Genomic DNA, 25093 nt, shown 5'->3' with positions numbered 1-25093 from the left:
TCAGTTTTCCTGGTTCATAGCGGCCCGCTTCGCGGCGACCGGCCTCACAGCGACAACTCGGACGACGCCGGCTCGAGCGCCGCCTGCGGCAGCCTCGCGCGGCGCTCGGGCGGCAGCGCCTGCAGCGCGCGGCGCCCGCGCAGGCCGAGGAAATATTCGCGGATGAACGGATGGTCGACGCCCGCGGCCTCCTCGACCGGCGCGTTGACGAGCACCTTGCGATCGGCAATCACGGCCACCCGCGTCGACAGCGCGACCATCGTGTCGAGGTCGTGCGTGACCATCACGACCGTCAGACCGAGCGCGCGATGCAGCCCCGAGATCAGCTCGACGAATTCGTCGGACGCCTGCGGATCGAGGCCGGCGGTCGGTTCGTCGAGGAACAGCAGTTCGGGTTCGAGCGCGATCGCGCGCGCGATGCCAACCCGCTTGATCATGCCGCCCGACAGCGCCGACGGCATCTTCGACGCGTGCTTGCACGGCAGCCCGACCATTTCGAGCTTCAGCATCACGATGTCGCGCAGCAGGTCTTCGGGCACCTTGCCGAGCTCGCGCACCGGTTGCGCGACGTTGTCGAACACCGACAGCGACGAGAACAGCGCGCCGCGCTGGAACAGCATGCCGGAGCGGCTGCGCATCAGCAGCGCGGTCTCGGGCGAGATCGTGGCGAGGTCTTCGCCGAACAGCTTGATCGTGCCCCGCGACGGCCGCTCGAGGCCGAGAATCTGCCGCACCAGCGTGGTTTTGCCCGAGCCCGAGCCGCCGACGATCGACACGATCTCGCCGCGCCGCACGTCGAGGTTCAGATGCTGATGCACGATGTTGCGGCCGTAGCGCTTGGTGATGTCGATCACCTCGATCACCGGCTCGGCGATCGACGGTACGGGCTGGCCGCGTACGGCTTCGGTTAGTGGCGCGATCATCCGAGCCCCACATTCTGAAAGAGGATTGCGAACACTGCGTCCGCGAGAATCACGATCGTGATCGACGTGACCACCGAAGTCGTCGTGCCTTCGCCGAGACTCTGCGAATTGGCCTTGATACGGAAACCGAAATGACAGCCGGCGATCGCGATCAGCATGCCGAACACCGCGCCCTTGCCAAGGCCGATCCACAGGTTCGCGATCGGCACGACGACGGGCAGTTGCCGCGCGAAGAAGCTCATGTCGATGCCGAGCACGAGCTTCGCGGCAAGCGCACCGCCCGTCAACGAGATCACGTTGGTCCACATCACGAGCAGCGGCATCGCGACGGCCAGGGCGATCACGCGCGGCAGGATCAGCCGCAGGCCGTGCGGGATGCCCATCACGCGCATTGCGTCGAGCTCCTCGGTCACGCGCATCACGCCGATTTGCGCGGTGATCGCCGAGCCCGAGCGGCCCGCCACCAGAATCGCCGACAGCACCGGCCCGAGTTCGCGAATCACCGCGAGGCCGAGAATATTGACGATGAACTGGTTCGCGCCAAAGATGCGCAATTGCTGTGCCGACAGATAGCTCAATACGATGCCGATCAGGAACGCGACGAGCGCGGTGATCGGCAGCGCGCGGGCGCCGGCGTTGTAGATGTTCGCGGAAATCTCGGTCCAAGGCGTGAGTTTCGGCTTGCGCAGGATCGCCAGCAGATCGAGCACGACGCGCCCGAGCATCGCGACGCCGCCCTGCATGTGCTCGACGAACGAGAAGATGCCAAGGCCGAGACGCGTGAAGGGATCGAAGCGCGTGACCGGCTCGGCGCTCTCGCGCACCGTGTCGAGCAGCGCGATGCGCTCGAAGATGTCACGCTGCGTGTCCGTGAGCGCGGTACCCGGCGGCAATTTGCGGCCCCACACGCGCCACAGCGCCTGCCCGCCGACGTGGTCCATGCTGTCGACGCGCGACAGGTCCCACCCGCCGATGCCTTGCGCACCGGTCAGCGAACGCAGTTGCGGAATCACGTGCCCGGTGTCGCGATCGCGCGCGAGCGCGAGCGCCGTCCACTGGCCCGAGAGACGGACGATCTTGCCTTGGCTGCCGACCGCGACTTCAAGGCCGGGCGGAATGTCGTAGTTCAAGGATCGCGTGAATCTGGTTATCGGATTAGCGGCCATTGTAACGAAGGCTCGGCCGCCGGTCCGCCAGGATGTGCATCGATCCGCGTCGCCTCCTCGCCGGTCCGCATTCGAGTCCCGGGCGGGTTTGCTGTGGCTACAATACGAGGCATGAATGCCTCCAAAACTCCCGCCTCTCGGTCCGCTGCGGCAAGCGCGGCCGCGGCCTCGTCGTCGGCTTCGGCCGACTGGCGCATCGATCGCGAACGCGCGGTCAAACTGTTCGGCGCGCACGCGCATGACTGGCCGATCGAAATCGTCGAAGAAACCGGTTCGACCAACGCCGATCTGATGGCCCACATGAAAGCACTACCGCGACACGCGAACGCGCTGCCGCGGCCGATCGTGCGCGTCGCTTATCTGCAGACCGCCGGGCGCGGCCGTCGCGGGCGGCCCTGGTACGCGGAGCCCGGCAACGCGCTGCTGTTTTCGGTCGCGTGCGTGCTGCCGCGTCCGCTCGAAGGGCTCGCGGGCTTGAGCCTCGCGGTGGGTGTCGCGCTCGTCGACGGGCTGCGCTCGCTACCGGTCGCGGGTCCCGGACAGATCGCGCTGAAGTGGCCGAACGACGTATTGCTCGAAGGCGACAAGCTCGCCGGCATCCTGATCGAGACCGCGTGGAGCACCGACGACGCGAGCGCGGTAGTGATCGGCATTGGCACCAACGTGAAGGGCGCCGACGAACTCGCGGCGAAAGTCGGCGCGCTGAACGCCGAGGTAACGCCGCAGGCGCGCGGCACCGTGCCGACCGCTTTGCAGCGCGCGCTGCCTAACGCGAATCTGACCGACACGCTGGCCGCCGAATTGAGTGCGCTCGAACCGATGCTGCAGCGCTTCGGCGCCGAAGGCTTTGCGCCGTTCCAGCCGCGTTGGAACGCGGTGCATGCGTACGCGGGCCGCGATGTGGTGCTGCTCGAGCAAGGTCAAGAACTCGCGCGCGGCGTGGCGGCGGGCGTCGACGAACGCGGCCAGTTGCTGCTCGATACGGCCGAAGGCCGTCAGAGCATCGCGACCGGCGACGTGTCGCTGCGCCTCGCCGACGGTGCCGCATGACGCAGCGCGCGCCTTTTCTGCTGATCGACGCGGGCAATAGCCGGATCAAGTGGGCGCTGGTGCAGCCGGACGGGACGCAGTTGGCGAGCGGTGCGCTCGCGCATCACGACGTTGCCGGGCCACGCGCGCAGTCAGGTTCGCAAACCGGGTGGGCTGACTTGCCGGCGCCATGCGGCGCATGGCTCTCCAACGTCGCGGGCGCGGAGATCGCGGCGCACATCGCCGCGTTCGTCGATGCGCACTGGCCGCAACTGCCTCTCGCCACGATCCGCGCGAGCGCTCATCAATGCGGCGTGGCCAATTGCTATACGACACCGCAGTCGCTCGGTAGCGACCGCTGGTGCGGCATGATCGGCGCGCACGCGGCCTTTCCCGGCGAACATCTGCTGCTCGCGACCTTCGGCACCGCGACGACGCTCGAGGCGTTGCGCGCGGACGGCGCGTTTATCGGCGGATTGATTGCGCCGGGCTGGACGCTGATGATGCGCTCGCTCGGTGAGCACACCGCGCAACTGCCGACGCTCGACGTCGCGCACGCGCGTGGTCTGCTCGATGGAGCCGATACGGCCGACGCTGCCCGACGCGGTCCGTTCTTCGCAACGGATACGCCGCGCTCGCTGTCGGCGGGCTGCACGCTGGCGCAGGCCGGATTGATCGAGCGAATGTGGCGGGATCTGCAGGATGAGTGGCGGGTGCCGGTGCGTCTCGTGGTCAGCGGCGGCGCCGCCGACGAAGTGGCGAGCGCGCTGAAAGTGCCGCATACTCGCCACGATTCGCTGGTGCTGTCGGGGCTCGCGCTGATCGCCGCCGAGGATACGGCGCGCCGAAGCGGTTGATTGCCTGCCGGGCGCGTGCGCCCGAGTTTCGCTCTCGGACCCCAGGCTCAACTTCTCTCTGGATTGGAAACACCCACAATGCTTCGCTGGCCGATCGCCATTCTGATTGTTGTCAACGTGCTGGCTTATGTAGCGCTGCGTGGCGCGTTCGGCCCGATACCCACCGCCAGCGGACGCGAGCCGAATCATCTGCACCGCCAGATTCATCCGAACTGGCTGAAGGTGCGCCCGGTCAGCGCCGCCGATGCGGCCGACCAGGCCGTGGTCGGCGGACCCGCGCCGCAGGCGCCGATTTCTACATCGGAGTTGCCGCAGTAATCAGGTGAGCGACGCGGTCGGTTAGAGCTTAAACATTGCGCCGCACGTTCTCGCGGCAACGCGCGGCATCAACCCGGCGTGCGCACCTTCTTCAACAACGCGGTGGTCGAGCGATCGTGCTCGAACGCAATCGCGAGCGCCTTGCCGCCCCAACCGCGCACGAGCGCCGATTCGGGCAGCGCGTCCATGTCGTAGTCGCCGCCTTTCACGAGCACGTCCGGGCGCAGCGCGGAGATCAACTCGACCGGCGTCTTCTCGCCGAAGCCCACCACGTAGTCGACGCTTTCCAGCGCCGCGAGCAAGGCCATGCGGTCGGCCTCGTTGTTGATCGGCCGGTCGTCGCCTTTGCCGAGCATCCGCACCGATGCGTCGCTATTCACACCGACGATCAGGCACGCGCCCAACGCCTTCGCGTCGGCCAGATAGGTCACGTGACCACGATGCAGAATATCGAACACGCCGTTCGTAAATACGACGGGCGCGCGCAGCGAAGGACGCAGCTTCACCAAGGCATCGCGCGTCAGAATCTTGCGTTCAAAGATGGCGGTCATCGCACGGTCACAGAGTTGGGGAGTTACGGAGTTGCGGGAAGAGGAAGGCCGAGTGCCGCCACGATACACGCTGGGCGGCTCGAAGCAAAACGGTCCGGCAAGCTCACGCTTGTCGGACCGCCATTTGAAACGGTGCTGAAACCGCCCGAGCCGTTACGCCGGTTGCTGCTGCGCCGGGCTTTGTTCGGCGGCTTGCAGACGCGCGACCACTTCCTTGCGATAACGGTTCAGTTCCTGCGCGGTGGTGAACGTGCGTTCGAACAGCAGCGACAGGTTGTGCAGAATGCGCTCGACGACCTTCTTTTCCCAGCCGTCGTCGAAACGGATCTGCTCGTCGAGCCAGCGCTCGAGCCATTCCGGGTCCGGCAGACGCGACTGGATCGTGTCGCGCGGGAACAGCGCCTGGTTCACGTGCAGGTTGGTGGGGTGCAGCGGCTTTTCGGTGCGACGCGCCGACGCCATCAGCACGCCGATCTTCGCGAACGCGGCACGTGCGATGTCGCCGGTTTGCGCCATCGCTTTCTTCATGTAGCGCAGATACGCGCCGCCGTGGCGCGCTTCGTCGCGCGAGATGGTTTCGTAGATGTGCTTGATGACCGGTTCGGTGTGCCATTCGGCGGCGCGGCGATACCAGTGATTCAGGCGGATTTCGCCGCAGAAGTGCAGCATCAGCGTTTCGAGCGGCGGCGCGGGATCGAACTCGAAGCGCACCGCGTGCAGTTCTTCCTCGGTCGGGACCAGTTCCGGCTTGAAGCGACGCAGGTATTCCATCAGCACCAGCGAATGCTTCTGCTCTTCGAAGAACCACACGCTCATGAATGCGGAGAAATCGCTGTCGTGATGGTTGTCACGGAGAAACATTTCCGTGGCGGGCAACGCCGACCATTCGGTGATCGCGTTCATCTTGATCGTCGCGGCCTGCTCGTCGGTCAACAGCGATGCATCGAATTTGTCCCAGGGAATGTCCTTCTCCATGTCCCATCGAACGGATTCGAGCGATTTATAAAGTTCCGGATAAAGCATGGTGTTCATAGTCCCACCCCTGTTCTGCACATACTGTGTGTGTCTGTTGCTGCTACGTGTAGCCGTTTTTACCTGCGACGAACGGACGTGCCGTTTATCGGCCAAGCATTCAATTTTACGCGTTAACCGGCCGCCCAGAAGCATCGGGCAGCAAAGAAGTCCGGGCTGTTGTATTGGCGCCTGAAGCGTGAATCAGGCGCCGCGGCCAACCGTGGGTGAGCAATACCCTTTGCCTGAGGTCGAGCCAGTCTGGGTCGACAACCACACCGTCCAGCCCTGCACCGGTAGCGCCGGCGGCGAATGACGCAAGGGCGGCGGGATTGGTAGTTTTCGGCACACGCCCCAAAGCCAGATCAAGCTTACACGATGATAGCACGCGCCTCCCGCCAAACCCGTGACAGAAGCGGTGCGAGCGCGATATGGCATTGACTTCTCTCAACAAAATCGGCAATTCACACGCGAGGAAGTCGCCGGCGCTGAAATCCGGCGAAAACGTAGGCGATGGGTTGTGCTCGTCATCGGGCACTCATTCGCGGGGCGACAGGTGGAGCAAGCGCGGGCTTCACCGCCCTCCTTTTTTCGTTGCTGTCGCTGTCACACCGGGCGCTAGCGAGTTGCCCGCACCGCCCGCTCAGGTGGATTTTTTCGACGTTGCCGCGCTCGTGCCCTCGCCGGACGCGCGTTTGGCCGATGTCGATGTCGCGGCGCGTTTCGCGGCCGGCCGTTTGGCGGCGGGCTTCGCGCTTTGCGCGGCGGCGTCCGACGCACCGCCTGACGGATCGCCGCCCGACGGATCGCCGCCCGACGGATCGCCGCCCGACGGATCGCCGCCCGACGGATCCCCAGCCTTCGACGACTCCGGCTTACCCTGCGTGCCCCCGCCAGCCGCGGCGACCGCGACGGACGGCTGCGTCATTGCAAACTGCGCGATCTGGTTGAACTGCGATTGCAGAAGATTCCACCACGCTGATGCATCGAAAGCGGGTGCGGCGGGCGCTTGCCGTTCGTCGCTGTCGGCTTGAGTGGCGCTTTCGGGCGCGGGCTTGGCGGGTTTCGTCCAGCTCGGCGCCGGCGCAGGGCTCGGGGCGGGGTTCGGTGCGTCACTCGCGGCGGCACCCGACGCGGCAGCCGCCGCCTGCGACATCGACGTTTGCGCGAACGCGCCGAACGCACGCAGCGTCGCGAGCGTTGCGCGTTGCACTTCGAGCGCCTGGATCGCCGACTGCAGCATGCTCAGATTCAGTTTCAGCCATTGCTCGACCGCGCGCATGTCGGTGATGCGCTTGTCGAGCTCCTCGACGCTCGTGAGCGGCGCCATCATGTCGGACATCATCGACAGCGACGGACTCGTGCCGCCACCCGGCTGCGCGCCCGTCATGGCGGCGCCGAACGGCGACAGCCGAATCATGCTCCACATCCGATCGAGCATTTCAGCGGGCGGGAAACCGGGAAAGCCGGGAAAGGGCGGCGCGGAGCCAGGGGTGTCGGTCATGGTTGTCGCCTCGGTACTGGATGACAGGTAGAGCGCGCGATGCCGCGCGCGTTGATTCGATCATACCGTTTGGGGTATGACATCACGATGGTTCGTCGTGACGCGGACGGCCCGCGCCAAAATCCGGCGCGCGCCGCTCGCGCAATGAACTCAAGCCCTCGCGCACATCGGGCCCCGCGAAGCCCATGAACTCCAGTGCGAGCGACGTATCGAACGCCGGCCCCGCCGTGCGCAGCCAGTTGTTCAGCGCGTACTTGGTCCAGCGGATGGCGGTCTGCGACCCGTCGGCGAGCTTGCGCGCGACTTCGAACGCTTTCGGCAGCAGCGCGCTTTCGTCGACAGCGAGCGAAACGAGTCCGATGCGCTCCGCCTCCTCGCCGCTCACCGGCTCGCACAGCAGCAGGTAATACTTTGCCTTCGCCATGCCGCACAAGAGCGGCCAGACGATCGCCGCATGATCGCCCGCGGCGACACCGAGACGCGTATGTCCGTCGATGATGCGCGCCGTCTTCGCCGCGATCGAGATATCGGCGAGCAACCCCGCGACCAGCCCTGCGCCGACCGCCGGCCCGTGCATCGCCGACACGATCGGCTTGCCGCAGTTGATCACGTTGTAGACGAGGTCGCGCGCTTCGCGCCATACCCGCGTGCGCACCTCGAAGTCGTTCGCCATGTCCTCGACGAGCTGCAGATCGCCGCCGGCCGAAAAGCCCTTGCCCTCGCCGCGAATGATCGCGACGCGCGTGTCGGGGTCGCGATCGATGTCGCGCCAGATTTCCGCGAGCTCGTAATGCATGCGTGCGTCCGCGGTCGCGAGGCCGCTTTTATTCGCGCCCTCGCCGCTCATCACGACTTCGAGCACGCCGTGCGGATGACGCTGCAAACGCAGCGACTGGTAGTGCGCGTAGTACACGTCGTTCGGTTGCGATGACTGAGTCATGGTGAGCAGTCCGTAGGTGATTCGTTCAGTCGCGCGCGCAACGTCGCGACCCGTTCAATGCGGCTGATAAAGCCACCTGCCATTAGTGATTTCGACCATCACGCGCGCGCGCTGATCGAGCCCGAGATGATCGGCCGCGCTCATGTTGACGACGCCGTTGGTATCCGCGAGACCGCGGGTTCCTTCGAGCGCATCGCGCAGCGCGCGGCGAAACGCCGGCGTGCCTGGCGCACCGCTCTTCAACGCAAGCGGAATTGCGTGCTCGAGCAACGCGTCCGCGTCCGAGGTGTACGAACCGAACGCCGACACGCTGCCCGCGCCGTGCTGCGCCTCGAAGCGCGCGATGTATTCGAGCGCGAGGCGCCTGGCCGGATGATCGGCCGGCAATTGCGCGGCGACCAGCACCGGGCTCGCGGGCAGGTAAGTGCCGTTGCAATCGGCGCCGCACACACGCAGGAAGTCGTTATTGCCGACGCCGTGGTTGTGATAGATGACGCCTTTGTAGCCGCGCTCGCGCAGCGTTTTCGGCGGCAGCGCGGCAGGTGTGCCGGCCGCGCCGACCACCACCGCGTCGGGGTGAGTCGCGAGAATCTTCAGCACCTGGCCGGTCACGCTCGGATCGGTGCGATTGAAGCGCTCGCTCGCGACCACGTCGATGTGATGCAGCTGCGCGAACTTCGCGACCTCGGCGTAGAAGGTCTCGCCGAGCGCGTCGGCCTGGCCGATGAACGCGATCGTCTTCACGCCGTGTCCGCTCGCATGCTCGGCGATTGCCGAGGCCATCATCGCGTCGGTCTGCGGCGTCTTGAAGACCCAGCGACGTTTCGCATCGACCGGTTCGATGATTTTCGCGGACGACGCGAGCGAGATCATCGGCGTTTCACCCTCGGCGACCACATCGATCATCGCGAGCGAATTCGGCGTGATCGACGAGCCGATGATCGCGTCGACGTGATTCTCGCTGATCAGCTTCTTGGTGTCCTGCACGGCCTGGGTCGTGTCCGAGGCATCGTCGAGCACGATGTACTCGACGTTTTGCCCGCCGATCTGTTTCGGCAGCAGCGCGACCGTGTCGCGCGCGGGAATGCCGAGCGATGCGGCCGGCCCGGTCAGCGACAGCACGAGACCGATCTTCACCTGCGCGAACGATGTCAGCGGCAACGCGCAGACGAGCGCGGCGCACAGCGTCGCGGCGCGCCGCGCGAAGCGCCGGCCGCGTTGACACGAGCCACGCGCGGTCGTGCGCGCTTCAACGAGTGACGCACCAGCGCGTCGATATCCAGCTGCGGGGAAGTCCAATCGCGGCATGCTGTCTCCTCACGTCGGGGTTTTCGTTGTGATGTATTGCCGATGTGCTACCGATGCGTTGCTGCACGCTATCCGACATTCGCGCCGTCCCAGCCGGCGCGCCAGTCAGTGTAGCCGCGCGCGCGGGCGGTGGCATCGGGCGAAACCCTTTCGCGCGCGCCACCGCGTCGAAGCACTGCCGCGTGGCCGCCGCGCTTCATTCGAGCGGCGCGATGCCCTGCTCGATCGCACCGAAAATCGACTTGCCCGCGTCGTCGAACATTTCGATCTTCACGGTGTCGCCGTACTTCATGAACTCCGTTTGCGGCGCGCCGTGCTCGATCGTTTCGAGGCAGCGCTTCTCGGCGATACAGCAGTAGCCGCGCTTCGCGTCCTTGTTCGACACCGTGCCCGAACCGACGATCGAACCAGCACGCAGATTGCGCGTTTTCGCCGCATGCGCGATCAGCTGACCGAAGTGAAACACCATATCGGTACCCGCGTCGGGCTGGCCGACCTTCCTGCCGTTCCAGTGAACGATCATCGGCCGATGCACGCGGCCTTCGCGCCAGTGTTCGCCGAGCTCGTCGGGCGTCACCGCGACAGGCGCGAACGACGTGGCCGGCTTGCTCTGGAAAAAGCCGAAGCCCTTCGCGAGTTCGGCGGGGATCAGGTGGCGCAATGACACGTCGTTGACGAGCGTCACCAGTCGCACGCCGCGCAGTGCCTGCTCGGGCGTCGAGCCCATCGGCACATCGCCGGTGATGACCGCGACTTCAGCCTCGAAGTCGATGCCGTACGCTTCCGATGCGCACACCACATCGTCGCGCGGGCCGATGAAGTCGTCGCTGCCGCCCTGATACATCAGCGGGTCGGTCCAGAATTCGGGCGGCATTTCCGCACCGCGTGCGCGCCTCACGAGTTCGACATGATTCACGTAGGATGAACCGTCGGCCCACTGGAACGCGCGCGGCAGCGGCGCCATGCATTCCTTCGCGTCGAACGAAAAGCTGTTGCGCGCGCGGCCCTGGTTCAGCGCATCGTAGAGGTCGTGCAGTTGCGGCGCGTAGAAGGCCCAGTCGTCGAGCACGCGCTGCAGCGTGGGCGCGATCGCGTCGGCGATGGCCGCCGTGTGCAGGTCGCGGGACACGACGATCAGTTGACCGTCGCGCGTGCCATCCTTCAGCGAGGCAAGTTTCATAGAGCTGTGAACCGTGTATTAGTGACGATGGAAGGAATCTATTCTACGATGGTGAATCGGCGCGGCCCAATATGTGCGTGTTCCTCGTCGTTGTCACTGTAACTACCGCCACTACGTGCCTTTTGCGATTAACGAACGCGCTGCCCGCGCCCTTTTGCACATGTCCGCCAACGCCCGCTCCGGCACGATCCGCACCCGCACCGACTCCGCGTCCGCCGACGATCTACTCGACCAGGCCGATGCCACCGACGCAACCAGCGCCGATGACGAAGCCGGCGAACCCGGCGAAGAGAAACTGCGCTCGGGCATCCAGTCGATCGAGGTCGGTTTCAGGCTGCTCGACGTGCTGACTCACGAGCCGCGCGCGATGATGCTGCGCGATCTCGCGCAACGCGCGGGCATGAGTCCGGCGAAGGCGCATCGGTATCTGGTCAGTTTTCTGCGCCTCGGCGTGGTCGCGCAGGACCCGCTTTCGGGCCGCTATGAACTCGGCGGCTTCGCGTTGCAGCTGGGGCTCGCGCGGCTTGCGCGAGTCGACGGTGTGAAGCTCGCGCGCATCGCGCTCGCCGAGTTGCGCGACCGGCTAGATCTGACGGTCGGCATTGCGGTGTGGGGCAATCAGGGGCCGACGATGGTGCACTGGATGGAGTCGAGCTATCCAGCCAAGGCATCGTTGAAACTCGGCGACGTGATGCCCTTGCTCAGTTCCGCGACCGGCCAGCTGTTCGCCGCCTACCTGCCGTCCGGCAAGACCGCCGCGATGGTCGAGCGCGAGCTGGGCGACTCGCGGCGCTCGTCGTATAGCGGCGCGCCGCGCACCCGCGAAGACGTCGACAAGCTGCTCGCCGAGGTGCGCGAGCACGAGGCCGCGCGCGTCGAAGGCATGCTGCTGCCGACGATCCACGCGTTCTCGATGCCGGTGTTCGATTCGACCGGCGAACTCGCGCTCGGTCTCGTCGCGCTCGGTCATGAAGGCGCGTTCGATATCCGCTGGGGCGGCGAGATCGATACCGCATTGCGCGAATGCGCGCGCAAGCTGTCGTACGAACTCGGCTATAGCGCGGCGCCCCGTAGCGACAACGGCTGATACGCGCCAATCCTTTCAAGCTCTCAACGATTCAAGCGCCGATGGATTTTGCTTCCGCCCACCGCCGTCGTGATCGCCTTCCCGCTTTTGGCAGCGGGCCGGGACGCGGGGCGCGCGCGGGGCGCTGGATCGCGGTGCTGGTGGGCGTGGCGGTCGTGCACTGGATCGCGGCGCAATGGTTCGAGCGCAATCGCGTGGATCTGAATCCGGCGAATCACGAGCATGTGCCGGTGCAGGTCGCGCTGCTGACGCCCGAGAGAGTCGAGCGTCAACCGGCGCCACAGCCGGCCGCGCCGGCAGCGCACCCGCCAGCGCCCGTACGCAAGCCCGCGGCGCATCCGCCGCGCGAGCAGCATGCGCTGACCGCGTTGCAGCCGGCTAAACGGAACGAGGCGGCGGCCACGCCGGCATCGGAGGTCGCGCCAAGCGCGCCACCCGCGGCCGCGAGCGCGAATGCGTCGGTCAATGCCAATGCCAGCGGCGCCGCCGCGAGCGCCCCTGGCGCGGCCAGCGCGCCGCAAGCGTCGCAGGGCGTGAAGTTCTCGGTGCCGCCGTCGGCCGAACTCGGCTACGACACGTTCTACAACGGCGTGCGCAACGCGCCCGGCACGATCCATTGGGCGAGCAATGGGCAAGGCTACGAAATGGTCGTATCGGTGCCGCTGCCGTTCGTCGGTCCGTTCGTGTTTTCGAGCCACGGCGGCATCGATGGCTTTGGCCTCGCGCCGGCGCAGTACAGCGAAAAGCGTGGCCGTCGTGCGGAAGACATCGCGATCTTCAATCGCAGCGACAGGAAGATTGCCTTTACGCGCACGCCCGCCTCGCTGCCGTTACCTGACGGCGCGCAGGACCGCTTCAGCGTCGTGATGCAGCTCGCCAGCCTCGTGCGCGGCGATCCCGACGCCTATAAGCCCGGCGTGACGCGACAGTTTTTCGTCGTCGATTCCGATAGCGGCGAGAACTGGCCGATCGAGACGATCGGCGACGAATCGATCCGCGCGGCGCAGGGCTATCTGCAGACGCGTCATTTCAAACGTCTGCCGCGGCACGATGGCGATCAGCGCCGCATCGACGTGTGGCTCGCGCCATCGCTCGGCTGGCTGCCCGCGCGCATTCTGCAGACGGAGCCGAACGGTACCCAGTTCGAGCTGGTGTGGCGCGGCAAGCTGAATGTCGATGAGGCGTCGCCACAGGGTGCCACGCCCGCAGTCCCTTCTGCCACGAGCCCTGCAACGCTGGCACCCGCCGACGCATCGCCAGTATCGCCCGAAGCCGCCCCCGCCGCACCGGTCGAGTCAACCGCTCCAACAATCATCAAACCGTGACACTTGTCGTGACACAGTGTCACGAGCAGAACCGCCCGAGATCGGCGAAACTTACTTTGCAACGCTGACTCGCACGTCAATGGAGCCTCCGTTTGCACGAACGGGGCGACCCACCGCGCTTTTTCACTGCGTTTCCTTCAAAGGAGTCTGCATGCAAGTGAACATCAACGGTATCGAAACACGCTACGTGCTGAGCAACGAAGGCGGCGGCCCGTGGCTCACGTTCATCCATCAGCTGGGCGGCGATCTTTCCGTCTGGGATCAGATGGCCGGCTATTTCCGCGACGATTACACGGTGCTGCGCTACGACGTGCGCGGCCACGGCCACAGCGCGGTCGCGCGCGAGCCGTTCACCATGCGCGATCTGGCCGACGATCTCGCCAAACTGCTCGATGCGCTCGGCGCGCCGACGACGCACCTGGTCGGCCTGTCGCTCGGCGGCATGATCGCGCAGCAATTTGCGCTCGACCATCCGTCGCGTCTCGACACGCTGACGATCGCCGACAGCACCGGCGGCACTCCGCCCGAAAACCGCGAGTTGTGGAATCAGCGCGCCCACACCGCTCGCAGCGACGGCATGGAGGCGCTGTTACCGTCGACGATCGCGCGTTGGCTCACGCCCGACTTTCAGGTCGGGCATCCCGAAGCGGTCGAGCCGATCCGTGAGGCATTTGCGCGCACCCCGCCGGAAGGTTTCGCGATGGCCTGCGAGGCGCTACGCGATTTCGACCTGCGCGGCAAGCACGGCGCGATCCGCTTGCCGACGCTGACGGTGGCCGGACGTCACGATACGGGCACGCCCCCTGCTGCTACGCAGGCAATAGCGGAGGCGATCGAGGGCGCCCGCTTCGAGCTGCTGGACGCCGCGCATCTCGCGCCCGTCGAGCAATCTCACCGTTTTGCCGCGTTGCTTGAATCGTTTCTGGAGCGGCGAGTCTAACCGTCAGGTCCGGAGTTTTTTTTACTTGCGTCGTCCGGACCCACCCCTTGAATTCCATCCCCCATGCTCCACCTATGTTGCAGAAAAGGGCAGGAGCCCAACGGAAATAAGGAGTGTCGCCATGCAAATGATCTATAACAGCCCTAACTACTGTGTCGTCGAGTTTCCTCCGCAGGAAGGTCAGCTGGCCATGAAGTCGGGCGGCTACGAGATTGTTGACAAGAACATGCAGCGCGAAATCTACATCGACGGTGCAATGGCGGCGCGTTTTCGCGAGCATGTGCAAAAGCTGATCGAAGGCGAGCCGACGCTCGACGAGGTCGACGAATTCCTCGGCCAATTCGACAGCTTGATGCACCAACCAGTGGTTCTGCATTGACCGGAGGGGTTTAGCTGGCGCTCAGGCGACATCGGTCGACCGCGCCGCACGGCTCTGCCGCGCGGGTTCATCTGGCGGTCGGCGACAACGAAACAGCCCGGCAGGCTTTGGCTTGCCGGGCTTTTTTTATTGCTTCGTTTGTTAGCGCGTTCTGAATTGCTGACGCGGCGCGTTCCTATCGGTCGATTTTGCCGGCCGCGCCTCACCCCCTCCCGCTCGCCGGGCGCATCCGCGCGGCAGCGGCTACAATGACAGGCTTTCCGCCAACGCCGGCGCAAGCCCTCGTCCGCCATGACCCAGCCTGCTCAATCCATCACGCCAGTCCGTTCCGAGCCCGCCTATACCCGCGGCGCAGCGCTGCCCGCGCTGCTGAACTCGCGCATCTTGATCCTGGACGGCGCGATGGGCACGATGATCCAGCGCTACAAGCTCGACGAAGCCAGCTATCGCGGCGAGCGCTTCAAGGACTACCCGCGCGACATCAAGGGCAACAACGAACTGCTGTCGATCACCCAGCCGCAGATCATCTCCGAGATTCACGAGCAGTATCTGGCGGCGGGCGCGGACATCATCGAGACTAATACGTTCGGTGCGACCACGGTCGCGCAGGCCGACTACGGCATGGAGTCGCTCGCCGTCGAGATGAACATCGAATCGGCGAAGCTCGCGCGCGCGGCGTGCGACAAATACGCGACGCCGGACAAGCCGCGCTTCGTCGCCGGCGCAATCGGCCCGACGCCGAAAACCGCCAGCATTTCGCCGGACGTCAACGATCCCGGCGCGCGCAATGTAACGTTCGACGAACTGCACGCCGCGTACTACGAGCAGGCGAAGGCGCTGCTCGACGGCGGCGCGGACCTGTTCCTCGTCGAAACGATCTTCGACACACTGAACGCGAAAGCTGCGCTGTTCGCGCTCGACGAACTGTTCGAAAACACCGGCGAGCGTCTGCCGATCATGATCTCGGGCACCGTCACGGATGCGTCGGGCCGCATTCTGTCCGGCCAGACCGTCGAGGCCTTCTGGAACTCGCTGCGTCACGCGAAGCCGCTCACGTTCGGCCTGAACTGCGCGCTCGGCGCGGCGCTGATGCGTCCGTACATCGCCGAGCTCGCGAAGCTGTGCGACACCTACGTGTCGTGCTATCCGAACGCTGGTCTGCCGAATCCGATGAGCGACACCGGCTTCGACGAATTGCCCGCGGATACCTCGGGCCTGCTGAAGGAATTCGCCGAAGCGGGGCTCGTGAACATCGCTGGCGGCTGCTGCGGCACGACGCCCGAGCACATCGCCGCGATCGCGAAGGCGCTCGCCGAGCTGAAGCCGCGCAAGTGGCCGAGCCAGTATCGCGACGCGGCCTGAGCCGGCCTCACGCACTTCACCCCGACGCCCAGCACGCCCCTTAACGCACGACCCCGACTCGCACATACGCCATGACCGATCACACCATGCGCCTTAGCGGCCTCGAGCCGTTCAACGTCACGTCCGGGACGCTCTTCATCAACGTTGGCGAACGCACCAACGTGACCGGCTCGAAAGCGTTCGCGCGAATGATCCTGAACAATCAGTTCGACGAGGCGTTGGCCGTCGCGCGCCAGCAGGTCGAGAACGGCGCGCAGGTCATCGACATCAACATGGACGAGGCGATGCTCGATTCGAAAGCGGCGATGGTGCGCTTCATGAATCTGATCGCGTCGGAGCCGGACATCGCGCGCGTGCCGATCATGATCGATTCGTCGAAGTGGGACGTGATCGAGGCGGGCCTCAAATGCGTGCAGGGCAAGGCGATCGTCAACTCGATCTCGCTGAAGGAAGGCAAAGAGCAGTTCATTCACCACGCGAAGCTGATTCGCCGCTACGGCGCGGCCAGCGTCGTGATGGCCTTCGACGAACAGGGCCAGGCCGATACGTTCGCGCGCAAGAAGGAAATCTGCCGGCGCTCGTACGAGATCCTCGTCAACGAAGTCGGCTTCCCGCCCGAAGACATCATCTTCGATCCGAATATCTTCGCGATCGCGACCGGTATCGAGGAACACAACAACTACGCCGTCGACTTCATCGAAGCGACGCGCTGGATCAAGCAGAACCTGCCGTACGCGAAGGTGAGCGGCGGCGTGTCGAACGTATCGTTCTCGTTTCGCGGCAACGACCCGGTGCGCGAGGCGATTCACACCGTGTTCCTCTATCACGCGATCCAGGCGGGGATGGACATGGGCATCGTCAACGCCGGTCAGCTCGGCGTGTATGCCGAACTCGATCCCGAACTGCGCGAGCGCGTCGAAGACGTCGTGCTGAATCGCCGCGAAGACGGCACCGACCGTCTGCTCGAAATCGCCGACAAGTTCAAGAGCGGCGCCGCGAAGAAGGAAGAGAACCTCGAGTGGCGCAACCAGCCGGTCGAAAAGCGTCTCGCGCACGCGCTCGTGAGCGGCATCACGACCTTCATCGTCGAAGACACCGAGGAAGTGCGCGCGAAGATCGCTGCCGAGGGCGGCCGTCCGATCAACGTGATCGAAGGCCCGCTGATGGACGGCATGAACATCGTCGGCGACCTGTTCGGCCAGGGCAAGATGTTCCTGCCGCAGGTCGTGAAGTCGGCGCGCGTGATGAAGCAGGCGGTCGCGCATCTGATTCCCTTCATCGAGGAAGAAAAGCGCCAGCTCGCGGCGGCCGGCGGCGATGTGCGCGCGAAGGGCAAGATCATCATCGCGACCGTCAAGGGCGATGTGCACGACATCGGCAAGAACATCGTGTCGGTCGTGCTCCAGTGCAATAACTTCGAAGTGGTCAACATGGGCGTGATGGTCCCGTGCAACGAGATCCTCGCGAAGGCGAAGGTCGAGGGCGCGGACATCGTCGGGCTGTCGGGCCTCATTACACCGAGTCTCGAAGAGATGGCCTACGTCGCGTCGGAAATGCAGCGCGACGACTACTTCCGCGTGAAGAAGATTCCGCTGCTGATCGGCGGCGCGACGACCTCGCGTGTGCACACCGCGGTGAAGATCGCGCCGCAGTACGAGGGTCCGGTGGTCTACGTGCCGGACGCGTCGCGCTCGGTGTCGGTCGCCTCGAGCTTGCTGTCCGACGAGGGCGCCGCGAAGTACATCGACGAACTGAACGCCGATTACAACCGCATCCGCGATCAGCACGCGAACAAAAAAGCGCAGCCGATGGTCTCGCTCGCCGAAGCGCGCGCCAACAAGACGAAGATCGACTGGGCGGGCTATCAGCCGGTCAAGCCGAAGTTCATCGGCCGGCGCGTGTTCAAGAACTTCGATCTGAACGAGCTCGCGAACTATATCGACTGGGGTCCGTTCTTCCAGACGTGGGATCTCGCCGGCCCGTATCCGGCGATCCTCAACGACGAGATCGTCGGCGAATCGGCGCGGCGCGTGTTCTCCGACGGCAAGTCGATGCTCGCGCGCCTGATTCAGGGCCGCTGGCTGCAGGCCAACGGCGTGATCACGCTGTTGCCGGCCAACACGGTGAACGACGACGACATCGAAATCTACACGGACGAATCGCGCACCGAAGTCGCGCTGACGTGGCGCAATCTGCGTCAACAGAGCGTGCGGCCGGTGGTCGACGGGGTGATGCGGCCGAACCGCTCGCTCGCCGACTTCATCGCGCCGAAGGGCTCGGGCGTCGCCGACTACATCGGCATGTTCGCGGTGACAGCGGGCCTTGGCGTCGACGTGAAGGAGAAGCAGTTCGAGAAGGATCTCGATGACTACAGCGCGATCATGCTGAAGGCGCTCGCGGACCGGCTCGCCGAAGCGTTCGCCGAAGCGTTGCACGCGCGCGTGCGGCGCGACCTGTGGGGCTACGCGAACAGCGAAAACCTGTCCAACGACGAACTGATCGCCGAAAAATACCGCGGTATCCGCCCGGCGCCAGGCTACCCGGCCTGCCCCGATCACCTCGTCAAGCGAGACATGTTCGAGGTGCTGCAGGCGAATGAAATCGGCATGAGCGTGACCGAATCGCTGGCGATGCTTCCGGCGGCGAGCGTGTCGGGCTTCTACCTCGCGCATCCGGACAGCACCTATTTCTCGGTCGGCAAGATCGGCGCGGATCAGCTCGACGACTACGCGCGACGGATGTCGCTCACGAAAGCGGACGCCGAGCGCGCGTTGGCGCCGTTGCTTTGAGCGTGAAGCGACGCATGGCCCGGCCGTGCGGCCTTGGGCCATGCCTGCGCGACTATATCGAGTTCGAAAGACCGAAGATTTGGCGCCACGGCAATTTCGGCTTTGTAGACTGAGTCGGCTTTCATCCCGTCAGGCGCGAGCACAACGCGCCGGCTCATCGAGATTGCAACCGTCAACGGAGAAAATCGTATGAAGATGCTGACACTGTTATTGACCGCTGTTTCACTGGCCGCGGGCGCTTCCCTGGCGCTGGCGCAACCCGCCGCGCCGGGCGGATCGAGTTCGGTCAGCTCCTACTCGCCCCCCACCGAGGCGCATGTCAAAAAGGCGAAAAAACAAAAGATGAAGAAAGGCGCGGCAGCGTCGGCGGCCTCCGAGAGCCAATGAGCGGCTCGACGGATAAAACCTTCTGAATGGCAAAGAGCCCGCGTCGAGCGGGCTCTTTTCCTTGCGTGCGCCAAAAGAGCGCTTACGAAAACCTTGGCGGTCCGGGCCGCGACGCTCGGGACCGAGCAGAGAAATCAAATCCCCCAGACGATGTCCGCGTTTTCCTTCTGTGCCGCGCGCAGCATGTCGAGAAACGGATACGCACGCTGCGCGAGACCGGGCGGAATCTCGTGACGATCGCGGCCGTCCTCGCCCTCGTGGAAATGGCCCTCGTGCTCGGCGCGCTCCTGCTTGTCGGACGTGATCGCCGCTTCGAGCTTTTCGATGGCCGGGCCCAGTTCGTCGTGAGTGATGACGCCCCGCTGCCCAAGGCGTTTGCCGACAATGCCGACCAGATACTGCGCCAGATTCTCCAGCATCATCACGTCCGGGCAGGCGTGGCACTTGAAAGTAATCAGCATGACTGTTCCCTTTTTCGTTATGTCGGGTGAGCGCACGAGCGTCCCAAGGGCGGCAACTGCGCGCGCCTGACGTGGCGCCGGCAAGGCACGGCGGCCACACCCCTCGCGGGCAACTCATTGAACATATTAGCACCTGCTAAAATCCGTCTGAACGGAAAAGCGCGCCGCGCGGCGCCACGTACGGCGAGGCTCGACGAGCATCGCGCACGTGTGCAACCGGGGGGCGTCGAATCATCGGCCGCAATCCGCATACCGCGCGAGCCTGTGCAACGGCAAGCCGCCGTGCGGAGTCCACCGCGTTGCGCCGCTTGCGTTGCGGGTCGTCGCATTGCCTCGGAGACGCTCTGCCGGCGGCACAGCGATCCGCGCCGCCAAGCGCGGCCACGGCTCCACGCTTGCGACACCGGCCGCGGCCGGCGCCTCTTCCGCCTTACCGGATTGCCTCACTGGACTTGCAACAAGCATGCTGCCCGCACATAAACACACACTCGAAACACTGCTCGCCGACACGGTGAAGCAGGTCGCGACCGCCACGCAAGGCGCGACCGAAGCCGCTTTCGTCTCGCCCGCCATCGCGCTGGAGCGCCCGAAAGTCGCCGCGCACGGCGACGTCGCGTGCAACGTCGCGATGCAGCTCGCCAAGCCGCTGCGCGCCAATCCGCGCCAGCTCGCGCAACAGATCGTCGAGGCGCTGCTCGTCAATCCGCAGGCCAAGGGCCTGATCGATACCGCCGAAGTGGCGGGCCCCGGCTTCATCAACCTGCGCCTGACGGCCGCGGCCAAGCAAGGTGTGATCGCCGCCGTGTTCGCCGAGAAAGAAGCGTACGGCCGCTCGCGGCGCGACGCCGGCAAGCACGTGCTGATCGAGTTCGTGTCCGCCAACCCGACCGGCCCGCTGCACGTCGGCCACGGCCGCCAGGCCGCGCTCGGCGATGCGCTCGCGCATGTGCTCGAGTCGCAAGGCTGGGACGTGCATCGCGAGTTCTACTACAACGACGCCGGCGTGCAGATCCACACGCTCGCGCTGTCGACCCAGGCACGCGCACGCGGCCTCGCCCCCGGCGACGAAGGCTGGCCCGCTTCGGCCTATAACGGCGAGTACATCGCCGACATCGCGAAGGACTATCTGAACGGCATCACGGTCGAGGCGAGCGACGGCGAGCCCGTCACCGGCGCGCGCGACGTCGAAGACCTCGAGGCGATTCGCCGCTTCGCCGTCACGTATCTGCGGCGCGAGCAGGACATGGACCTGCAGGCGTTCGGCGTTAAGTTCGACCAGTACTATCTGGAATCGTCGCTGTACACGGAAGGCCGCGTCGAGAAAACCGTCGACGCGCTGATCGCCGCGGGCAAGACCTACGAGCAGGAAGGCGCGCTGTGGCTGCGCACCACCGACGACGGCGACGACAAGGACCGCGTGATGCGCAAGACCGACGGCACCTACACGTACTTCGTGCCGGACGTCGCCTATCACGTCGCGAAGTGGGAGCGCGGCTTCACGAAGGTCATCAACGTGCAGGGCTCGGATCACCACGGCACGATTGCGCGGGTGCGCGCCGGCCTGCAAGGTCTCGGCATCGGCATTCCGAAGGGCTACCCCGACTACATCCTGCACAAGATGGTCACGGTCATGCGCAATGGCGAAGAGGTGAAGATCTCGAAGCGCGCGGGCAGCTACGTGACGGTGCGCGACCTGATCGAATGGTCGGGCGGCGCGACGCCGGGCTCGGAAGCGGCCGTCGATCTGATCGACGAGGAAACCATTCGCCGGGGCCGCGATGCGGTGCGCTTTTTCCTGATTTCGCGCAAGGCGGACACCGAGTTCGTGTTCGACATCGACCTCGCACTGAAGCAGAACGACGAGAATCCGGTGCATTACGTGCAGTATGCGCACGCGCGCATCTGCTCGGTGATCGCCGAGTGCAACGCGCGCTACGGCCTCGACGAGAGCGTACTCCCTAGCGTCGATCTCGCGCCGCTCGCGAGCGAGCGCTCGATGGCGCTGCTCAACAAGCTCGCCGAATTCCCGGACATGCTGCAGCATGCCGCCGACGAGCTCGCGCCGCACGCGGTCGCGTTCTACTTGCGCGAACTCGCCGGCGAATTTCACTCGTTCTACAATGACCGTGCCGAGCGCGTGCTGGTCGACGATGCGGCCGAACGCAACGCTCGCGTCGCGCTGCTCGCGGCCACGCGCCAGGTGCTGGCCAACGGTCTCGCGACGATCGGCGTCTCCGCTCCCGTCAAGATGTAACTCCTCCAGCGTAATATGCGCGCGGCCGTCGCTATAATCGGCGGCCGTTCCTGGATTCTTTTTGCAGGTGATTCGTACGATGGCAAAACCACGCCGCACAACAAAGCAATCGAAGCAAACCGGGGGCACTTTTCTGGGCATCGTGCTGGGCCTGATCGTCGGCCTGGCGATCGCGGTAGTGGTGGCGCTGTATATCACCCGTGCGCCTACGCCGTTCGTGTCGAAGGTCGCGCCGCCGGCGCCGACCGACAACGGCGCGAGCCAGGCGCAATACGATCCGAACCGTCCGCTGCAAGGCAAGACGCCGGGCCAGCCGGTGCCGCAGGCCGCGCAACCCGCGCCACCGAACACCGCGCCGGGCCAGACCAACGCGCAGACCCAGTCCGGCATGCTCGAAGAACCGCAGATCGTCGAAGTGCCGCCGTCGGGCGGCAACGCGAATAACAACGGCACGGCGGTCGCGCCGAATCCCGCGCAAGAGAACGGCGCCGGCGGTATCGTCGCGCCGGCGCCGGCGAAAAAGCCGCAGACCACGAGCGCGCCGGCCGCCACTGCGGCAGGCTCCGCGCCGAAGAGCACGAGTGCGACCACCCTGGCCAACGTCAAGCCTGGCTCGGCTGCGGCGCCCGCGCCTGCACCGGGCGACGCGAACACCGGCTACTTCCTGCAGGTCGGCGCGTACAAGACCGCCGCCGATGCCGAGCAGCAGCGCGCGCGCCTCGCGTTCCAGGGCTTCGAATCGAAGGTCACGCAACGCGATGCCGGCGGCGTCACGTACTACCGCGTGCGCATCGGGCCGTTCTCGAAATTCGAGGACATGAATTCGAGCCGTCAGCGTCTGTCGGACGCGGGTGTCGATACCGCGGTGATCCGCTTCACCAAACAATAAATAAACGGTAATGCCTGCCCGCGCGGCGCGTCGAACTATTGGCGCGGCGCGCGAGTCACAAGCACGATGGCCGCTTCGACCTGTATTGTGGCGGGCGACCACACCGAATCCCACCAGCGGTGACGGGCCTTTCGCATGGCGTCGCCGCGCTACCGCCTTATCCGGGTCTACACGACATGAAAAAACTGCTGAGCATCCTGTTCCTCTCGCTGGGCCTGATCGCGGCCAGCGCGCATGCGTCGCCGACCGCGCCGGTCGCCGGCAAGGACTACACCGTGCTGGCCTCGCCGCAACCTACCGACGTGCCGGCCGGCAAGATCGAAGTCATCGAATTCTTCTGGTACGGCTGCCCGCACTGCAATGAATTCAACCCGTTCCTCGAAGCGTGGGTCAAGAAGCAGGCCCCGGACGTCGTGTTCCGCCGCGTGCCGGTCGCCTTCCGCGACGACTTCATTCCGCACTCGAAGATGTTCCACGCGCTCGACGCGCTCGGCCTCGCGAACGAACTGACGCCGAAGGTCTTCAACGAAATCCACGTCAACAAGAACTATCTACTGACGCCGGAAGACCAGACCAAATTCCTCGCGAAGTTCGGCGTCGATCCGAAGAAGTACATGGAAGCGTACAACTCGTTCTCGACGCAAAGCGCGCTGCAGAAGGACAAGAAACTGCTCGAAGGGTTCAAGATCGACGGCGTGCCGACGCTCGCCGTGCAGGGCAAGTATTTGACCGGCCCAGCCGCGACCGGCACCCTGCCGGGCACGATCCAGGTGCTCGATTACCTCGTCTCGCAAGTCCGCGCCAAAAAGATGTAATCACGAGGCGCCGGTATGACCTCTCCGCTGAAGGTTTTCATTACCGGCGCTTCGAGCGGCATCGGCCTCGCGCTCGCCGGCGAATATGCACAACGCGGCGCGATTCTCGGCCTCGTCGCCCGCCGCGGCGACGCGCTCGCCGCGTTCCAGCAGTCCCATCCCCAGAACACCGTCTCGATCTATGCGCTCGACGTGCGCGACGCGGAAGCGCTCGCCGATGCGGCTGCGCGCTTCATCGCCGAGCACGGCCTGCCCGACGTCGTGATCGCCAATGCCGGCATCAGCCGCGGCGCGTTGACCGGTCACGGCGATCTGCGCACTTTCCGCGAGGTGATGGACATCAATTACTTCGGCATGGTCGCAACGTTCGAGCCGTTCGCCGCCGCAATGGCGAACGAAAAGCGCGGCACGCTGGTCGGCATTGCGAGCGTCGCCGGTGTGCGCGGCTTGCCGGGCTCGGGTGCGTACAGCGCGTCGAAATCGGCGGCGCAAAAGTATCTCGAAGCGTTGCGCGTCGAGATGCGGCCCTTCGGCGTCGGTGTCGTCACGATCGCGCCCGGCTATATCCGCACGCCGATGACCGAGCACAATCCATACAACATGCCGTTCCTGATGAACGCCGACCGCTTCGCGGCGAAGGTCGCGCGGGCGGTCGAACGGCAGACGTCGTTCGCCGTGTTTCCGTGGCAGATGCGCGTGGCCGCCATGTTGCTGCACGTGCTGCCGCGCTGGCTCTACGACCGCGTGTTCGAACGCGCGCCGCGCAAGCCGCGCGCCGCCACCGAGTAAGTCATGCAACCCCGTGTGGTCGATGCAGCCGGCGTCGCGCACGAATCCGCCGGCGCCGATGCGCGCATCGTATCGCTGGTGCCGAGCCTCACCGAAACCCTGTTCGAGCTCGGCCTCGAACGGCAGATCGTCGGGCGCACCGGCTTTTGCGTGCATCCGCGCGACAAGGTCCGCGCGGTGCCGAAGGTCGGCGGCACGAAAGCCGTCAAGCTCGATGCGATCCGTGCGCTGCGCCCCACCCACCTGATCGTCAATATCGACGAAAACGAACGCGACACTGTCGAGCAGCTGCGCGCGTTCGTGCCGCACATCGTCGTCACTCATCCGCAGACGCCGCGCGACAACCTCGCGCTGTACGCGCTGCTCGGCGCGATTTTCGGACGTGAAGAGGAGGCGCGGCGCCTGAGTGGCGCGCTCGATGCGCGTCTGCGCGAAGCCGCCGCTCACACCTTCGCCGCGCAGAACGTGCTGTACCTGATCTGGCGCGAACCGTGGATGAGCGTCGCGCGCGACACTTACATCGCCGCGATGCTGCGTCTCGTGAACTGGCACACGCTGCCCGACGTGCACGGCGGCAGCGTCGGCGCCACGCGCTACCCCACGCTCGACTTCGACGACGCGCCATGGCTCGAGCAAGTCGACCGCGTGCTGCTGTCGAGCGAGCCGTATCGCTTCACGGCCGCGCATCGCGATGCGCTCGCGCGCGATCCGCGCTTCACCGGCAAGCGCATCGAGCTGATCGATGGCGAAATGACGTCGTGGTACGGCGTGCGCGCAATCGATGGCATCGGCTACCTGCTGCGCCAGGCCGCGGCGCCCTGAGGCGGCA

At 65.5% G+C, this 25093-nt stretch carries 23 protein-coding genes and 1 pseudogene; 15 read left to right on the top strand and 9 right to left on the bottom strand.

The genetic code is table 11. The annotated features are described in order from the left end of the window. Window positions 1-44 precede the first annotated feature (44 nt). Together BC1002_RS01145 and BC1002_RS01140 are read right to left on the bottom strand one after the other, a co-directional pair. Window positions 45-923 (bottom strand): ABC transporter ATP-binding protein, encoded by an 879-nt coding sequence (locus BC1002_RS01145; protein WP_013088238.1) that lies wholly within the window; start codon window positions 921-923, stop codon window positions 45-47. Next, window positions 920-2053, bottom strand: coding sequence for an MlaE family ABC transporter permease (locus BC1002_RS01140; RefSeq protein ID WP_041734260.1), 1134 nt, complete (start codon window positions 2051-2053; stop codon window positions 920-922). Before BC1002_RS01140 ends, BC1002_RS01145 begins: the two co-directional genes overlap by 4 nt. Before the next feature lie 147 nt (window positions 2054-2200). Here BC1002_RS01140 and BC1002_RS01135 point away from each other — a divergent pair, with 147 nt between their 5' ends. The 3 genes from BC1002_RS01135 to BC1002_RS01125 all read left to right on the top strand — a co-directional run bounded on the left by BC1002_RS01135 (window position 2201) and on the right by BC1002_RS01125 (window position 4293). Further along, window positions 2201-3139, top strand: a complete 939-nt coding sequence (locus BC1002_RS01135; RefSeq protein ID WP_013088236.1) for a biotin--[acetyl-CoA-carboxylase] ligase — start codon at window positions 2201-2203, stop codon at window positions 3137-3139. Further along, complete coding sequence (locus BC1002_RS01130; protein ID WP_013088235.1) at window positions 3136-3975, top strand: type III pantothenate kinase; 840 nt, start codon at window positions 3136-3138, stop codon at window positions 3973-3975. The genes BC1002_RS01135 and BC1002_RS01130 overlap by 4 nt, the downstream gene beginning before the upstream one ends. A 78-nt stretch (window positions 3976-4053) precedes the next feature. Beyond that, complete coding sequence (locus BC1002_RS01125; protein WP_013088234.1) at window positions 4054-4293, top strand: hypothetical protein; 240 nt, start codon at window positions 4054-4056, stop codon at window positions 4291-4293. 68 nt (window positions 4294-4361) lie between these two features. Here BC1002_RS01125 and rfaE2 read toward each other — a convergent pair whose 3' ends face one another. From rfaE2 to BC1002_RS01095, 6 genes are all read right to left on the bottom strand, one after another. Then, window positions 4362-4844, bottom strand: coding sequence for a D-glycero-beta-D-manno-heptose 1-phosphate adenylyltransferase (rfaE2, locus tag BC1002_RS01120; protein WP_013088233.1), 483 nt, complete (start codon window positions 4842-4844; stop codon window positions 4362-4364). A gap of 153 nt (window positions 4845-4997) precedes the next feature. Then, window positions 4998-5876, bottom strand: coding sequence for a ferritin family protein (locus tag BC1002_RS01115; protein WP_013088232.1), 879 nt, complete (start codon window positions 5874-5876; stop codon window positions 4998-5000). 622 nt (window positions 5877-6498) lie between these two features. Then, window positions 6499-7359, bottom strand: a complete 861-nt coding sequence (locus BC1002_RS01110; RefSeq protein ID WP_013088231.1) for a PhaM family polyhydroxyalkanoate granule multifunctional regulatory protein — start codon at window positions 7357-7359, stop codon at window positions 6499-6501. 82 nt (window positions 7360-7441) lie between these two features. After that, window positions 7442-8299, bottom strand: a complete 858-nt coding sequence (locus BC1002_RS01105; RefSeq protein WP_013088230.1) for an enoyl-CoA hydratase/isomerase family protein — start codon at window positions 8297-8299, stop codon at window positions 7442-7444. Between the two features lie 54 nt (window positions 8300-8353). Then, window positions 8354-9607: an ABC transporter substrate-binding protein gene (locus BC1002_RS01100; RefSeq protein ID WP_013088229.1), complete on the bottom strand. Its 1254-nt coding sequence runs from the start codon at window positions 9605-9607 to the stop codon at window positions 8354-8356. Window positions 9608-9803: 196 nt separating this feature from the next. After that, window positions 9804-10787, bottom strand: a complete 984-nt coding sequence (locus tag BC1002_RS01095; protein ID WP_013088227.1) for a fumarylacetoacetate hydrolase family protein — start codon at window positions 10785-10787, stop codon at window positions 9804-9806. A 160-nt stretch (window positions 10788-10947) separates the two neighbouring features. Between BC1002_RS01095 and BC1002_RS01090 the strand changes: the two genes are divergently transcribed. The 7 genes and pseudogenes from BC1002_RS01090 to BC1002_RS01060 all read left to right on the top strand — a co-directional run bounded on the left by BC1002_RS01090 (window position 10948) and on the right by BC1002_RS01060 (window position 19056). Then, window positions 10948-11874, top strand: a complete 927-nt coding sequence (locus BC1002_RS01090; protein WP_013088226.1) for an IclR family transcriptional regulator — start codon at window positions 10948-10950, stop codon at window positions 11872-11874. A gap of 41 nt (window positions 11875-11915) precedes the next feature. Beyond that, window positions 11916-13199, top strand: a complete 1284-nt coding sequence (locus tag BC1002_RS01085; protein WP_013088225.1) for a DUF3108 domain-containing protein — start codon at window positions 11916-11918, stop codon at window positions 13197-13199. Window positions 13200-13350: 151 nt separating this feature from the next. After that, window positions 13351-14139, top strand: coding sequence for an alpha/beta fold hydrolase (locus BC1002_RS01080; protein ID WP_013088224.1), 789 nt, complete (start codon window positions 13351-13353; stop codon window positions 14137-14139). A 121-nt stretch (window positions 14140-14260) separates the two neighbouring features. Beyond that, window positions 14261-14518, top strand: coding sequence for a BTH_I0359 family protein (locus BC1002_RS01075; protein ID WP_013088223.1), 258 nt, complete (start codon window positions 14261-14263; stop codon window positions 14516-14518). A 291-nt stretch (window positions 14519-14809) separates the two neighbouring features. Continuing rightward, entirely contained in the window at window positions 14810-15880 is a 1071-nt protein-coding gene (locus BC1002_RS01070) for a homocysteine S-methyltransferase family protein (protein ID WP_013088222.1), read from the top strand. Between the two features lie 65 nt (window positions 15881-15945). Continuing rightward, window positions 15946-18669 (top strand): annotated as a pseudogene (gene metH, locus BC1002_RS01065) (methionine synthase); the annotation flags it as partial. A 189-nt stretch (window positions 18670-18858) separates the two neighbouring features. Next, the gene (locus BC1002_RS01060; RefSeq protein WP_013088220.1) at window positions 18859-19056 is read left to right on the top strand and encodes a hypothetical protein; all 198 of its coding nucleotides are present in this window, start codon (window positions 18859-18861) and stop codon (window positions 19054-19056) included. A gap of 134 nt (window positions 19057-19190) precedes the next feature. Here the strand turns inward: BC1002_RS01060 and BC1002_RS01055 are convergent, their stop codons facing one another. Then, window positions 19191-19517, bottom strand: coding sequence for a DUF1840 domain-containing protein (locus BC1002_RS01055; RefSeq protein WP_013088219.1), 327 nt, complete (start codon window positions 19515-19517; stop codon window positions 19191-19193). A gap of 463 nt (window positions 19518-19980) precedes the next feature. Here BC1002_RS01055 and argS point away from each other — a divergent pair, with 463 nt between their 5' ends. The 5 genes from argS (at window position 19981) to BC1002_RS01030 (ending at window position 25086) form a co-directional block, all read left to right on the top strand. After that, entirely contained in the window at window positions 19981-21771 is a 1791-nt protein-coding gene (argS, locus tag BC1002_RS01050; protein WP_013088218.1) for an arginine--tRNA ligase, read from the top strand. Window positions 21772-21832: 61 nt separating this feature from the next. Beyond that, window positions 21833-22660: an SPOR domain-containing protein gene (locus tag BC1002_RS01045; RefSeq protein ID WP_083788665.1), complete on the top strand. Its 828-nt coding sequence runs from the start codon at window positions 21833-21835 to the stop codon at window positions 22658-22660. Between the two features lie 176 nt (window positions 22661-22836). Then, complete coding sequence (locus BC1002_RS01040; RefSeq protein WP_013088216.1) at window positions 22837-23475, top strand: thiol:disulfide interchange protein DsbA/DsbL; 639 nt, start codon at window positions 22837-22839, stop codon at window positions 23473-23475. A gap of 15 nt (window positions 23476-23490) precedes the next feature. Continuing rightward, complete coding sequence (locus BC1002_RS01035; protein ID WP_013088215.1) at window positions 23491-24264, top strand: SDR family oxidoreductase; 774 nt, start codon at window positions 23491-23493, stop codon at window positions 24262-24264. A gap of 3 nt (window positions 24265-24267) precedes the next feature. Beyond that, a complete protein-coding gene (locus tag BC1002_RS01030) occupies window positions 24268-25086 on the top strand; it encodes a helical backbone metal receptor (protein WP_013088214.1) in 819 nt (272 codons plus the stop codon). Window positions 25087-25093: the final 7 nt, after the last annotated feature.

This window comes from Paraburkholderia atlantica (assembly GCF_000092885.1).
GTDB lineage: Bacteria > Pseudomonadota > Gammaproteobacteria > Burkholderiales > Burkholderiaceae > Paraburkholderia > Paraburkholderia atlantica.
This window is presented reverse-complemented; position numbering and strand designations above follow the sequence as displayed.